Origin of the sequence: Rhabdochromatium marinum (assembly GCF_016583795.1) — a bacterium.
GTDB lineage: Bacteria > Pseudomonadota > Gammaproteobacteria > Chromatiales > Chromatiaceae > Rhabdochromatium > Rhabdochromatium marinum.
In genome coordinates this window covers 57,707-70,988 of sequence record NZ_NRRS01000013.1, presented here as the reverse complement: position 1 = coordinate 70,988, position 13,282 = coordinate 57,707, and the positions used below count along the sequence as shown (strand labels likewise).

Genomic DNA, 13,282 nt, shown 5'->3' with positions numbered 1-13,282 from the left:
AACGATTGCTACCCAAACATATCCACAGCGTGACCGCTGCCGGTTTTGAACTCAAGACAGCATTCTTTATCCTGGCCTGTAGCCTCAATTTCCTTTTCTGAATCAGCCAAGGTGGCAACTTGGGTTAAAATAGATATCCAGATTGTGAAAATAACGGAAGTTAAGGCGGCGTTACGGCATCCTTGGTGTGGATCCACTGTTTCAAAAAGTTTTTTTGATCGCTCGGGAAGAAAAGTATTATATTTATAATCAATTAGTTACGGATCACGGAAATTCTAAGAGAACCAAAAGACCCAACCACTGGAACCCAACCCATGCACCAGAGATCTGAGCCACCATGCTGACCTGTTGTTTTTCCCCTCATTCAAATCTGCTCTTTTCTAGGCCAATCTGGCCTTTTTAAGCGCATCGTTGAGGGTGCAGGGTAAGGTCTACGAGACCTACGTTGGACAGGTGATGACACCCACGAATGAACGCCAGTTTGCGGCTCTGTCGATGGTCTTTAAGGAACGGCATGGAGATTTGACCATGACGCGTGAGGCCATCATGACAAGCCCGTTCAACATTCCCGAGGCAAACATAACCCCTTTACGGGAGATGATTCAGAAATGAACACCAATTTCGTTTTCGTGCTGGACACTGATCGGCAGCCCTTGTCGCCCTGTCATCCGGCACGCGCACGGGAACTTCTGCGCAAAGGACAAGCAGCGGTGCTGCGGCGGTTTCCGTTCACCATCATCCTCAAGCAGACGGTTCCTGACGCGTCTCCGGCCCTCTGCCAAGTCAAGCTCGACCCTGGTTCAAAGACCACGGGTATTGCGCTGGTGCAAGGCGATAAGGTCGTTTGGGGCGGTGAATTGCATCACCGTGGCGCATTGATTCGCAAGACACTGGACAGCCGCCGCGCGTCCCGCCGACTGCGCCGTTCTCGGTTGCGCTACCGCGCGCCCCGCTTCCTGAACCGGGTGCGGGCAACAGGTTGGCTTGCGCCAAGCCTTCAGCATCGGGTTCAAACGACGATGACCTGGGTCAACCGCCTGATGCGTTTTGCGCCCGTCGGCGAGCTGACGCAAGAGCTGGTCCGGTTCGACATGCAGAAGATGAACAACCCCGAAATCTCCGGTATCGAGTACCAACAAGGCGAGCTGATGGGTTTCGAGGTCAAGGAATACTTGCTCGAAAAATGGGGCCGGACGTGCGCTTATTGCGGTACCGAAGGCGTTCCATTGGAGGTTGAACACATCCGCCCGCGCAGCACAGGCGGCTCGGATCGCGTCTCCAATCTGACGCTGGCCTGTACCAAGTGCAACCAGAAAAAAGGCCAGCGACCCGTCGAAGCATTCTTGGCAAAGAAGCCTGAATTGCTCAAGAACATCCTCGCCAAAACCAAGGCTCCCTTGCGAGACGCGGCGGCGGTCAACTCAACCCGCTGGGCGCTGTTCCATCAGCTGAACGCCACCGGCCTGCCGGTCACGGTCGGCACCGGTGGGCAAACCAAATTCAACCGCAAACAACTCGGCTGGAGCAAAGCACACTGGCTTGATGCGGCCGCAGTTGGCACGGTTAGCGCCTTGAGGCTCGTCACGGATCGCCCATTGAGCATCACCGCCAAGGGCCAGGGCGGGCGGAAGAAAGCCGTGCTCGACAAGTACGGCTACCCGAAGCAACACCGCAGCCTAAAACCGATCCACGGTTGGCGTTCAGGCGACATCGCGCGTTGTGAAGGTAAAACCGGGCGCATCTCGCCACGCGTCAAAGGCGGCTTTGAAATGCGCCCGTTCGACGGCGGGAAGCCGTTCAGCCGCCCAATGCGAACCTTTCAGCCGCTGCATAGGAATGACGGTTATGCCTACGGCACCACAGAAAAGTGCAGATAGTAGAGATTATCCGAAACAAACCGGAGCCGCTCGACATCCCTGGCAGGCCACCCGCCTGGCGCTGGGTCTGCTCATAGCGCTGGCTGTCACCGATCTGAGCGCTGAGCCCTATCAGTTGCCCGATTTTGGCAGCTCGGCCGATACTGTGCTGTCCCTGGCCGATCAGCGTGCGTTGGCGCGCGCTTTCATGAAAAGCGTGCGCAAGGCCCTGCCAGTCATCGAAGATCCGGTGCTGGAGGACTATATCCAGGCGCTGGGGCAGGAACTGGTGCAAAAAAGCGATCAGACTGGCCACTATCACTTCTTTCTGATCGATCAGGCCGCTGTGAACGCCTTTGCCGGTCCTTCAGGACAGATCGGCGTTTTTGCTGGACTGGTGCTGGCGGCTGAAACCGAAAGCGAGCTGGCCGCCGTGCTGGCGCATGAGATCGCCCATGTCAGCCAAAAGCATCTGCTGCGCTCGTTTGAGGCGCAAAAGCGCCTGGCGATGCCAGCCACCGCCTTGCTGATTGCCGCGGCCTTGCTCGGTGCTCAGGTGGATGCGCAGGCGGGTATGGCCGCCATGGCCGGTATCCAGGCCATGGCGGTGCAAAGCCAGATTAATTTCACCCGCGACAATGAGAAGGAAGCCGACCGCATCGGTATCGAAATTCTGGCCGAAGCCGGGCACAATCCCTTCGCAATGCCGGGCTTTTTCGAGAGCCTGGGCCGCAGCAGCCGTTATTATGACAACAGTGCGCCGGAGTTTCTGCGCACCCACCCGGTCACCACCAGCCGCATTGCCGATGCGCTGGCACGCGCCGAGGGCTATGGGCTGCGCCAGCGCCCGGACAGCCTGGGCTTTCATCTCGCTCGCGCCAATCTGCGCGAGCGCAGCTATAGCGGAGCGCAGCGGGCGGTGGAACACTTTGAATCCACGCTAAAGCAAGGCCGTTATCGTCACGAGCTGGCTGAGCGTTACGGCTATGCGCTGGCGCTGTTGCGAGCCGGCCGTCTGGAGGCCGCACGGCAGCAGGTCACCCGGCTGCTGAAAGCGCATCCCGGCCGGGTTGAGTTCCTGGTGCTGGAGGCCAACATTGACCGCAGCAACGGCCAGCTTGAGCGCGCCCTGCGCCACCTCAAGAGCGCCTATGGTCTGAACCCTGACAGCTGGCCTCTGGCCCAAGCCTATGGACAAGCGCTGCTGCAAGCCGGACAAGCCAAAGCTGCGCTGGCGGCCCTGGAAGCCTTCCATCGCCGCCGCCCCTCGGTCACCCAGGTGTATGGCTTACTGGCCGACGCCGCCGGACGCTCCAAGCAGCCGGCCAAGACCTTTGGCTATCGGGCCGAGGAACTCTATTACCAGGGCGACCTGGAGCCGGCGATTCGCCAACTGGAGCGTGCCGTGCGGGTGGCGAATGTCGAGTATCATTTGGCTTCCAAGTTGCAGGCCCGGCTGGATGTGCTGCGTGAGGAGCAGGCGTCTGCAAAGAAAAAATGGTCGCGCGGGAGCGATTGATCCCCAACTGTCAGGGTTTGCGCCGCTTGCAGAAGCTGTTGACTCAGGTAAGCTTGGCTGCGAGAAATAACCATTCATGGTTGGCTGCGGTCGTTGCACCGACCAGATTTCACCACGGTGTGTTTAGGAGAGAGTCCATGATTGATGAAAAACCCCAGCTTGAGACAGAACAGCTTGATGCCGCCCGTCGCAGAGTTCTGCAAGGGTCCCTGGGCGCTGGAGCCATGGGTTTGGCTGTCGGCGCGGGCCTGTTGTCGCCGCAAGCGCTGCTGGCCGCCTGGCCTGAGGCCGCATTCAAGGCCAAGGATCAAGCTGCCGCACTCAGCGAGCTGCTCGGCTCTGATGCGGTTGAAACCAGCGATGCCATTAACATCAAGGCTCCGGACATTGCCGAAAATGGTGCTGTCGTGCCGGTCACGGTTTCCACCGATCTCGAAGGCGTAAAAACCATCACAATTTTTGCTATGGGCAACCAGGCTCCACTGATAGCATCCTTTGAGCTGGCTGAACAGGCCGCGCCCTTCGTATCGACACGTATCAAAATGGCCAAGACAGCCGATGTAGTCGCGGTCGTACAGACTCAGGACGGGCTGCTCAGCAATTCCAAGGAAGTCAAGGTCACCATTGGCGGCTGCGGCGGCTAAGTACCCTTAGTGCAGCCGTCACGGCATCCCTGTTAATCGGGTCAATCTGCACACGGCATGGCCCGGAACCAAGATCAGACAAGCGACGAGAACTGAACGCTCGCGCCAGAGGTAAGCAACAATGGCCAGTAATATTAAAATTCGCGCAAAGGTAAAAAACGGTGAAACCACCGTAAAATCCCTGATGAGTCACGAGATGGAAACCGGAATGCGCAAGGATAAAAAAACCGGCGAATTGATTCCAGCGCACTTTATTCAGGAAGTCACCGGTAAGTGGAATGACACCGTGGTGATGAAGGCGCTGTGGAGCGGTGGCGTCTCCAAAAACCCCTACCTGTCGTTTAAGTTCAATGGCGGCGAACCCGGTGACACCATCGAGATTGCTTGGGTTGATAACAAAGGCAACACGGATAGTGCCACAGCCGAGATTTCCTGACTGCCAGCCAAGCAGGGATTGTCGCGCAGATTTTCGCCGGCTCATTGATTGTTGTACAAACTGGCAGATTGCGCATTTGCAACGATTGCGCTTCGGTGAACGTGCGACAATCCCGCTTCACTCCTTACCAAAGCCCCATTGGGGAAGCGTATGAACCCCAAGAAACATATTGATGCCTTTCTGTCGGGCTTATTCAGCTATGTTGAGAAACTGGTGCTGCTCCTGGTTGGGGGCTTGGCGTTGGTTGGTATTGGACAGATTCTGCTGGCAATCTACGTATCCGAAGCCAAGGAAATTCGGCTCGAAGATCTGTTGCAGATGTTTATTTTCATTGAAATTATGGCGATGGCGAATGTTTACTTCCAGCATCACGAGGTGCCTTTTACCTTTCCGATGTTTATTGCCATCACCGCCTTATCACGCTTGATTGTGTTGCAGGGCAAGGATATTCAACCCGAAACGCTACTCTATCAAGGGGGCGCAGTCTTGCTGGTTTCATGCGCCATTCTGGTGATTCGTTATAGCCAGCGTTACCTGATTCCGCCGGAGAGTTCCGAGATGCATCCAGGCAATGTTGAACGGCATTGACTGTAATGCTTGAGCAACACTCGGATTGAGTCATACTCGAATTCATTGTCACTATGCCACGACAAGCAAGCCAGGAACCGCAAGCGGCCCAGCCACCTGCGCCTAAATCTGTGCCGTCTGATCCAGTGCAGTCTGAATCAGTAGACCCCCCCCCCACAGCAGCCCAGCAGAACACGCTCAGTTCCAGCGAACAGGTTGCACGGCTGCTGCTTGAAGCGGCCGTGGTGACTCCGAAGCAGATGCAGCACGCCAATCGCGTGCGCAACAAACTCGGTGAGGACTACCCGCTGACCCGGGTGCTCACCGAACTCAAATACCTCGACCCGGCCCAACTGCGCTCCACGCTGCGCGAACAGGGTGCGCACATCCACCTCGGCGATGTGATGGTTGAACTTGGCTACCTGAGACCCCGTGATCTGCGCGCAGCGCTGGAGGCGCAGTCGGAACCCGACTACCAGGGCAAACGCCTGGGCGAAATTCTGCTCGATATGGGGCTCATTACCGAGCAGCGGCTGATTGAGGTGCTGGCGGATCAGCTGGATTTTGTGGTTGAAACGCCGAACTTCACCCAGATTGATCCGGAACTGCTCAAGCTAGTGAGTCCCGACTGGTGCCGACGTCTGTGCGCCATTCCGTTGCGACGCGAGGCCGACGGCGTGCTGGTCGCCTTTGCTGATCCACTGGATTCATCGGGGCGGCACGGTGCGGAAGCGGCCTTTGGTCGCGTGGTGCCAGCTATTGCTATCAGTCGCGCCATTACCGAGGCCATTAACGCCTTTGAGGCGAGCCGCACCCATGCCAAACAGCGTAAGAGTCCCGCCAGCGAGAGCGATGTCACGCGCCAAGTGGATAGCTTGATTATCAGCGCGCTGGAAAAAGGCGCCAGTGATATGCATATCGAACCGCTGCGCCATGTTCTGCGAGTACGCTTTCGCATCGACGGCGTGCTCATGCAGGTACGTGAGATTGATCGCGAGCTGGCACCGGCGATTGCCAGCCGTTTGAAAGTGCTGGCCAAGGCCGATATTGCCGAGCGGCGCCGCCATCAGGATGGCGGCTTCCGCTTCGATGATCCGGTTTCCGGTCGTCGTTGCGATATACGCGCCTCCTTTTATGCCACGGTGTTTGGCGAGAAGGTCGTCCTGCGCCTGCTCAGCCGCAAGGCTGAACTGCTCGATATTAATCAATCCGGCATCGCCCCACGGATGCTGGAGCGTTTCATCGATCATGCGCTGGAATTGCCCAGCGGGGTAATTTTGGTGACCGGGCCGACCGGCTCTGGCAAGACCACGACCCTGTATGGCTGTGTTAACCAGCTCAATGACATGGAAACCAGCATCGCGACAGCGGAGGATCCGGTCGAATATGTCATTGACGGCATTGCCCAATGCAACGTCAACGCCAAGATCAATCTTACGTTTGCTGAGACTTTGCGTGCCTTGATGCGCCAAGATCCGGACGTGATCGTATTGGGTGAGATTCGCGACAAGTTTTCCGCCGAGTCGGCCATACAGGCGGCCCTGACCGGCCATAAGGTGCTCTCGACCTTCCATACGGAAGATAGCATTGGTGCCCTGCTGCGCCTGATGAACATGGAGATCGAAACCTTTTTGATCGCATCGACAGTCTCCGCTGTTCTGGCCCAACGCCTGCTGCGCAAGGTCTGCGATCATTGTGCCGAACGCTATCAGCCGACGCCGCACGACCTGCAACGCATTGGCTGGACCCAGAGCGATCTCGCTGGCGGCGAATTCCTGCTTGGACGCGGTTGCCGAAATTGCCATTTCACCGGCTATGCCGGCCGGGTGGGTGTCTTTGAGTTACTGTTACCCAACGATGCCCTCCGGGATGCCGTGCTCAACCGTCAATCCTCGGCCCAGATGCGGCGCATCAGTGTCGAGTCCGCGGGGCTGGTGAGCCTGATGGAAGACGGCCTGGCCAAGGCCGCACAGGGACTGACCACCATCAAGGAAGTGCTCGGCAAGCTGCCGCGCGTTGGCCGTCCCCGGTCCTATCGCGAAATCCTCGCTATGGTTGGCGCTGTCAACGGCTAGGGCCCCTGTAGCTGATCGAACAACGAGCTTTAACCATGAGTAAAAAGTCCTTAAAGGAGCTGATTGACGAGCGTTTTGATGTCGATAGCCAACAATTGCCAGTATTTAATCGCGTGGCATTGGAATTGCAGCAGCTCAAGACCTCCGAGACGGCGACCATGCAGCAGGTAACCGATCTAATCATGAAGGATCAGGCCTTGACCAGCCGGATTTTGCAGGTAGCGAATTCCTCCTTCTATGGTGGCCTTAGGCAGGTGGACACACTCAGCGGCGCGGTGTTGCGGTTGGGGATTAACAAGGTCGCCAGTTTAGCCATGATGGCCTCGCAACTGCTGGCCTATCAGTCCAAACTGCCCACCACGGCCCAGCGTATGTCCAATCTGTGGCAACGGGCTTATGTATGTGCCAGTGGTGCGCGCTGGATAGCCGAGCAGTTCGGACGGCGCGACGAGGCGGAAACAGCGTTTTTGTGCGGATTGCTGCATGATATCGGCGAGCTGTTTCTGCTCAAGGTGCTCGATAGTTTGTCAGAAGACAGCAGCGTATCAGTAACCATCACCGATATTCTGATCGATGAAATTCTTGAAGCCATGCACAATGAGATCGGTTGTCGCCTGATGCTCAAGTGGGAATTGCCCAAGCACTTTGCACTGATCGCGCAAAACCATCACCAGGAAGCGTTTGACGAAGCGGATTCTATTATGGCCATGGTTCGGCTACTCGATCTGGTGTGTCAAAAGATGGGTGTCGGGCAGGACGCCACCCCGGACATCGTGCTGGGAGCCACGTTGGAGGCTCAGGTGTTGGGTCTGAAAGAGATCCAGCTCGCGCAGCTTGAGGTCATGATTGAGGATTTAGTCAACGAAGCGATTACGATGCATCATTAGGTGGGGCTTGTTTTTTCATGCGTTTGTTGTTCATGCCGCTTGTACGTCACCAGTGGCCCTGGCTGCTACTGGCACTCTTGTGCGCCATCGCAGCCGCAACCACCGTTGGGTTAACCGCTTGGTTGCAGTTGTCGCCTTGTCATCTGTGCATTTTTCAGCGTCTTTTGCTAATGCTAATGGCGCCGCTGGCGCTCTTGGCCGTGCTGCGCGCGCCCTGGGGAACCCTGGCTGGTAGCGCTTTTTCTCTCCTGGCCCTGACGGGTGCCGTGACCGCTGCTTATCAAAGCTGGCTGCAACTGCAGCCGCCCGGAAGCATTTCCTGCGTGGGGGCCGATATGGGTCCCATTGAGCGGCTGGTCGAATGGCTCGGCGGCTTGTGGCCAACACTGTTTATGGCCGGCGGTTTTTGTGAAGACCGCGAACTGGTGATCCTAGGGCTCTCGCTGGCCAACTGGGCCCTGGTGCTTTATCTTAGTGTACTGGCGTTGGCGATTTGGCACCTGCAATTGACGCGCGCCCAGCATGACTCAACCACTGGCCCACTCAACTGAAGACCAAGCGATAGGAGGATCTCTGCATGGCCTTATCGCGCCGGCATTTCAACCGTCACCTGTTGGCAGCACTCGGCAGTACCCTGCTACCCGTGACCTGGAGCGCGCAGGCATCAGACGATGATGTGCGCGAGGGGCACGAATGGCGCGCTATCACGCCGCCGCAACCTGGCGATGAAGACGGCCAGATCGAGGTGCTGGAATTCTTTTCCTATGGCTGCTCGCATTGCGCGCACCTCAACCCGCTAATCAAAGACTGGGCAGCCAAGCTTCCAGAGGATGTCAGCTTCCGTCGCGTACCCGAGACCTTCGGGCGCGCAGCCTGGGAGAATCTGGCGCGACTCTACTATGCGCTGGAATTCAGCCAAGCACTTGACCGGCTCGATCAAGCGGTTTTCGATGCTGTCACCCAGGAACGCATCGCCCTGTACCAGCCGCGCAAGATGCTCGATTGGCTCCAGCAGCAGGGGGTCGATCCCGCATCCTTCGAGGACATCTTCAACGGCTTTGCGGTGGAAACCAAGGTGGCACGCGCCAAAGCCCTCAGCGAAGATTATCAGGTCAAAGCCGTTCCCATGATCGCCGTCGGTGGGCGCTACGCCGTGTTGAACAACGGCGCGAAAAACTATGGAGCCCTGCTGACCATTGCCGAGCGACTGATTGACAAGGCGCGCCAGCGACCACCACCCGCATGATAAATGCCGATATCGACATCACCGAGCAAGACGCGGCCAACACGGCCGCCTTGATCCAGGAACGCACCTTCCTGCAGCATATCATTGACGGTATTGACAACCCGATTATGGTCATCGCGCAGGATTATCGCCTGATTCGCATGAACCAGGCCGCCAAGCGGCAAGCGCGTGAACGCAAACGTCCACTCCAGTCGTTACATTGTTATGAGCTTCTATATGGTAGTGACAAGCCCTGTTCCGAGCTGGGTCGGGAGTGTCCGTTGGCCGAGGTTTTTGCCCAAGGCTGTTCGACCAAGGTGGTACACCTGATCGAGGAGCCAGGCACCGAACAGAGCTATGAACTCTCCGCTAGTCCATTACGCGACGATCAGGACCGGATTTTTGGCATCATCGAGATCGCTCACGATATCTCCGAGCAACTGGTCATCGCCGCCGAACTGAGACGCAGTGAGCTCATTGTATTACGTCTGTCACAGTACGATCTGCTGACCAGCCTGCCCAACCGCTTGCTGTTCGCGGATCGCCTGAGTGAAGGCCTTGCCGAGGCGCGCCGGCACCAGGCCCGTTTGGCAGTGATGATTGTCGATCTTGATCGCTTCAAGCAGATCAACGACTGCTTTGACCACCAGGATGGTGATGAGATCCTCAAAGCCGTGGCCGGGCGCTTGCAGCAGCTGGTCGGTGAACATGAAACCCTGGCCCGGCTCGGCGGCGATGAGTTCGGCCTGATCCCGGCGCCCTTCCAGACCAAGGACGAGCCGGCCCGTTTTGCTGAGCGCATCCATGAAGCGCTGCAACCACCGTTCATCCTGCACGGTCAGCGGGTGCTGGTCGGGGCCAGCATCGGGATTGCCCTGTATCCGGATCAGGGCCACACGGCGGACGATCTGCTGCGCAAGGCCGATGCCGCGCTCTACTCAGCCAAAGCCGAGGGCGGCAAGACGGCGCACTTTTTCACCGAGCAACTCACAACTGCCGCCCGCGACCGCCTGGTGCTGGAAGCCAGTCTGCAAGAGGCTCTGGAACGCGATGAGTTTGAACTCTATTACCAACCGCAGATTGATCTGCGCATTGGGCAGCTCTACGGCATTGAAGCTCTGGTGCGCTGGCGGCACCCCGAACGCGGGCTAGTCTCGCCGGTCACCTTTATTCCGCTTGCCGAGGAGTCTGGCCTGATCAACCCGCTGGGCGACTGGGGATTGCGCACCGCCTGCCAACAGATGCAAGCTTGGCGCGTCGCCGGTGTGGTGGCGCCGACGACCTCCATATCCGTGAATTTGTCTACACGTCAGTTTGAACAACGCGATCTGGCGCAAAAAATCATCAATATCCTGGAGCAATCCGAGCTGGCTCCCGAGGTGCTGGAGATCGAAATCACCGAATCTACCGTCATGCAGTCGCCGCACCGCTCGATTGACTGTTTGCATCTGTTGCGTCAGGCGGGGATCAGGGTGGCCGTGGATGACTTCGGCACCGGCTATTCCTCCATGAGCTACCTCAAGCGCCTGCCGCTGACCAAGCTCAAGATCGACCGCTCGTTTGTGTCGGACATTCCCGAGGATCTCAACGATGCGGCCATTGTGCGGGCTATTATCGCACTCGGCACCAGCCTGTCACTGGAGCTGCTGGCCGAGGGGATCGAAACTCAGGAACAGCAGGCGTTTCTGCTCAATGAAGGGTGTTCGCTCGGACAGGGCTATCTGTTCGCTAAGCCGCTGCCGGCCGAAGATTTCGTGCACTTCGCCACCCGCATTGGCCAAGCCAGCAGTCCGGCTGGCGGCCCGGCAGGGGAGCAAGCCACCCAGGTTTAACCGGGCACGCGACCGAGCCGGTCGCGGCAAAGATTATCCAATTGTCATGGTGCGCTCGGGCTGAGTTGCGCAACAATACACTGGAGCGCGCGTCCGTTGCTGCCAGTCGGATAAAAAGCGTTGATATCGCTGGCAAAGGTCGCCTGATCAATCTCGCCGGCAGCGAGCTTGCTGGCCTCGTCGATGAAATACGTATCCTCGTTGTTGATGTCAAGCAGGTAGTTGATCGGCTGATCGCCGATGTTGAGCGTCCCGCAGTTGGCGTCAAGTTGATTCAAAAAGGCGTTGGATTTTGGCCCCTCAGGGGCGATCAGACCGTTGCCGCAACTGCTCAGCATCAGGCTCAGCGCCAGGCTGACAAGGCCGGCGGCGAGGAGCGCGAACAATTTCGCGTATTGATTGGGCATGTTGTGGATTCCTCTTTAAGTTTGGGTGATGAAGCCTGGTATCCTAAGCGATATGAGGTCGCGACTACAGTGCGACAGCAGACAAGCACGCTCAGAATATTGTTTTAATGTGCATTCCCCATAGGTCAAATCATGTCTTCAGAACCCCTGAAAATTGTTGTCATCGGCGGCTCAGCCGCCGGTCCCAAGGCGGCGGCCAAGGCGCGGCGCACGGATGAATTCGCCGAGATCACGCTGATCCAACGCGATCCTGATCTGTCAATGGCCTCCTGCGGCTATCCCTACTATATCGGCGGTACCTTTGATGACCGCAATCTGCTGGTCTGTAGCCCCGCCGGAGTGCCGCGTGATCCGAAGTTTTTCGACAAGGCCAAGCGAATCCATGCACTGGTGCGCACTGAAGCCGTCAGCATCGACCGCGAGCACAAAACCGTCACCTATCGGCATCTCGACAGCGGCCACCAAGACAGCATTGCTTACGACCGTCTCGTATTGGCCACAGGTGCAGCGCCCCTGCGCCCGGCGGCGCCCGGTGCCGACCTCGAAGGCGTGCTCGCCCTGCATTCCCTGGCCGATGCCGATGCTCTGCGTGCGGTTCGCGATCAGGGCCAGGTGACCCGGGCCATTATTGTCGGCGGCGGCCTGATCGGTTTTGAAGTCTGCGAGGCACTGCGACTGGCTGGCATTGAAACCACCATCATCGAAAAAACCCCCCAGGTGCTGCCCTTCCTGGACCCGGATCTGGCTCGGCTGGTTGTCAATCACACCCGTACCCAGGGAGCCGACATCATTACCGGCAATGGCGTGGCGGAGTTTCTCGGTGAGGAGGGGCGGCTCACCGGTGTGAAACTTGATAATGGCACCGAACTGCCGGCGCAGTTGGCGGTCATTTCCGTCGGGGTGCGCCCCAGCATCGCGCTGGCGCAGGCAGCCGGTCTCGAGATCGGCGAGCAGGGCGGCCTGCTGGTCAATGAATTTATGCAGACCTCTGACCCAGACATTTATGCCGCCGGTGACTGCGTGGAATGCACCTCTATGATCACCCAGGCGCAAAATCGCGCGCCCTACGGCGATCTGGCCAATTTGCAGGGGCGCGTGGTGGGGCAGAATGTCATCGAACCAGGCAGCGCGCGCTTCCCTGGCAACATACAGACCGGCATTTGCAAAATTTTCGATTACACCGTGGGCGTCACCGGTTTGTCCGCCAGCGCTGCGCATGCCGCTGGCCTGGATGTCGAAACCGTGCTCATCTCCGGGCTGGATATCCCCATGTTCATGCACGGCCAACTGCTGATCAGTAAGCTGGTGGCCGAGCGCGGCAGCGAACGCATTCTGGGATTTCAATGCATTGGGCCGGGCGATGTCAGCAAACGGGTGGCGGTCATGGCCACTGCCATCACCGGCAAGCTGACCGTCAGTGATATGGTCAATGCCGACCTACCGTATGCACCGCCTTATTCCCTGGCGCTTGATCATGTCATTGTCGCCGCGCATGCGATGGAGAACAAACTCAAGGGCCGCATGCACGGTCTCTCAGTCAGCGAGGTGAAGCGTAAGGTCGATGCCGGCGAGGATGTGTTTATTCTCGATACCCGCAATCCGGAGGAGTTCGAGGAAATGCGCCTGGGGATTGGCGAAACCCTGATTCCACAGGGCGCCCTGCGCGACCGGCTCAACGAGCTCCCGCAGGATAAGGACAAGGAGATTGTGCTGTACTGCAAAATTTCCCTGCGCGGCTACGAGTGCGCCGCCATCCTGCAAGCCCACGGCTGGCGCAATGTGAAAGTGATGGAAGGCGGACTGGTGGCCTGGCCTTATCCACGCGAAAAATAGC

General features: G+C 58.0%; 12 protein-coding genes and 1 pseudogene. 12 read left to right on the top strand and 1 reads right to left on the bottom strand.

Annotation, left to right across the window (positions count from 1 at the left end; genetic code table 11):
* From CKO36_RS20400 to CKO36_RS06160, 11 genes and pseudogenes are all read left to right on the top strand, one after another.
* Nucleotides 1-101: pseudogene (locus CKO36_RS20400) on the top strand (IS982 family transposase); the annotation flags it as partial.
* Nucleotides 102-608: 507 nt separating this feature from the next.
* Nucleotides 609-1,877 (top strand): RNA-guided endonuclease IscB, encoded by a 1,269-nt coding sequence (gene iscB / locus CKO36_RS06205; protein WP_200282002.1) that lies wholly within the window; start codon nucleotides 609-611, stop codon nucleotides 1,875-1,877.
* Entirely contained in the window at nucleotides 1,846-3,375 is a 1,530-nt protein-coding gene (locus CKO36_RS06200) for a M48 family metalloprotease (RefSeq protein ID WP_200282001.1), read from the top strand. The genes iscB and CKO36_RS06200 overlap by 32 nt, the downstream gene beginning before the upstream one ends.
* A gap of 137 nt (nucleotides 3,376-3,512) precedes the next feature.
* On the top strand, nucleotides 3,513-4,019 hold the full coding sequence (soxY, locus tag CKO36_RS06195; protein ID WP_200282020.1) for a thiosulfate oxidation carrier protein SoxY: 507 nt from the start codon (nucleotides 3,513-3,515) through the stop codon (nucleotides 4,017-4,019).
* A gap of 121 nt (nucleotides 4,020-4,140) precedes the next feature.
* Nucleotides 4,141-4,455 (top strand): thiosulfate oxidation carrier complex protein SoxZ, encoded by a 315-nt coding sequence (gene soxZ / locus CKO36_RS06190; protein ID WP_200281999.1) that lies wholly within the window; start codon nucleotides 4,141-4,143, stop codon nucleotides 4,453-4,455.
* Nucleotides 4,456-4,605: 150 nt separating this feature from the next.
* Complete coding sequence (locus tag CKO36_RS06185) at nucleotides 4,606-5,043, top strand: phosphate-starvation-inducible protein PsiE (protein ID WP_200281997.1); 438 nt, start codon at nucleotides 4,606-4,608, stop codon at nucleotides 5,041-5,043.
* A 125-nt stretch (nucleotides 5,044-5,168) separates the two neighbouring features.
* Complete coding sequence (locus tag CKO36_RS06180; protein WP_338053430.1) at nucleotides 5,169-7,097, top strand: GspE/PulE family protein; 1,929 nt, start codon at nucleotides 5,169-5,171, stop codon at nucleotides 7,095-7,097.
* Between the two features lie 35 nt (nucleotides 7,098-7,132).
* Nucleotides 7,133-7,984 carry an HDOD domain-containing protein gene (locus CKO36_RS06175; protein WP_200281988.1) on the top strand — a complete coding sequence of 284 codons (852 nt, stop codon included), beginning with the start codon at nucleotides 7,133-7,135 and terminating at the stop codon, nucleotides 7,982-7,984.
* 32 nt (nucleotides 7,985-8,016) lie between these two features.
* The gene (locus tag CKO36_RS06170) at nucleotides 8,017-8,535 is read left to right on the top strand and encodes a disulfide bond formation protein B (RefSeq protein ID WP_200281986.1); all 519 of its coding nucleotides are present in this window, start codon (nucleotides 8,017-8,019) and stop codon (nucleotides 8,533-8,535) included.
* Nucleotides 8,536-8,561: 26 nt separating this feature from the next.
* On the top strand, nucleotides 8,562-9,230 hold the full coding sequence (locus CKO36_RS06165; RefSeq protein ID WP_200281984.1) for a thiol:disulfide interchange protein DsbA/DsbL: 669 nt from the start codon (nucleotides 8,562-8,564) through the stop codon (nucleotides 9,228-9,230).
* On the top strand, nucleotides 9,227-11,041 hold the full coding sequence (locus CKO36_RS06160) for a GGDEF and EAL domain-containing protein (RefSeq protein WP_200281981.1): 1,815 nt from the start codon (nucleotides 9,227-9,229) through the stop codon (nucleotides 11,039-11,041). The genes CKO36_RS06165 and CKO36_RS06160 overlap by 4 nt, the downstream gene beginning before the upstream one ends.
* Nucleotides 11,042-11,085: 44 nt before the next feature.
* On the opposite strand, the gene CKO36_RS06155 is transcribed toward CKO36_RS06160, so the two are convergent.
* Complete coding sequence (locus tag CKO36_RS06155; RefSeq protein ID WP_200281978.1) at nucleotides 11,086-11,448, bottom strand: hypothetical protein; 363 nt, start codon at nucleotides 11,446-11,448, stop codon at nucleotides 11,086-11,088.
* A 132-nt stretch (nucleotides 11,449-11,580) separates the two neighbouring features.
* Here CKO36_RS06155 and CKO36_RS06150 point away from each other — a divergent pair, with 132 nt between their 5' ends.
* Entirely contained in the window at nucleotides 11,581-13,281 is a 1,701-nt protein-coding gene (locus CKO36_RS06150; protein WP_200281975.1) for an FAD-dependent oxidoreductase, read from the top strand.
* The last annotated feature ends 1 nt before the right edge of the window (nucleotide 13,282 follow it).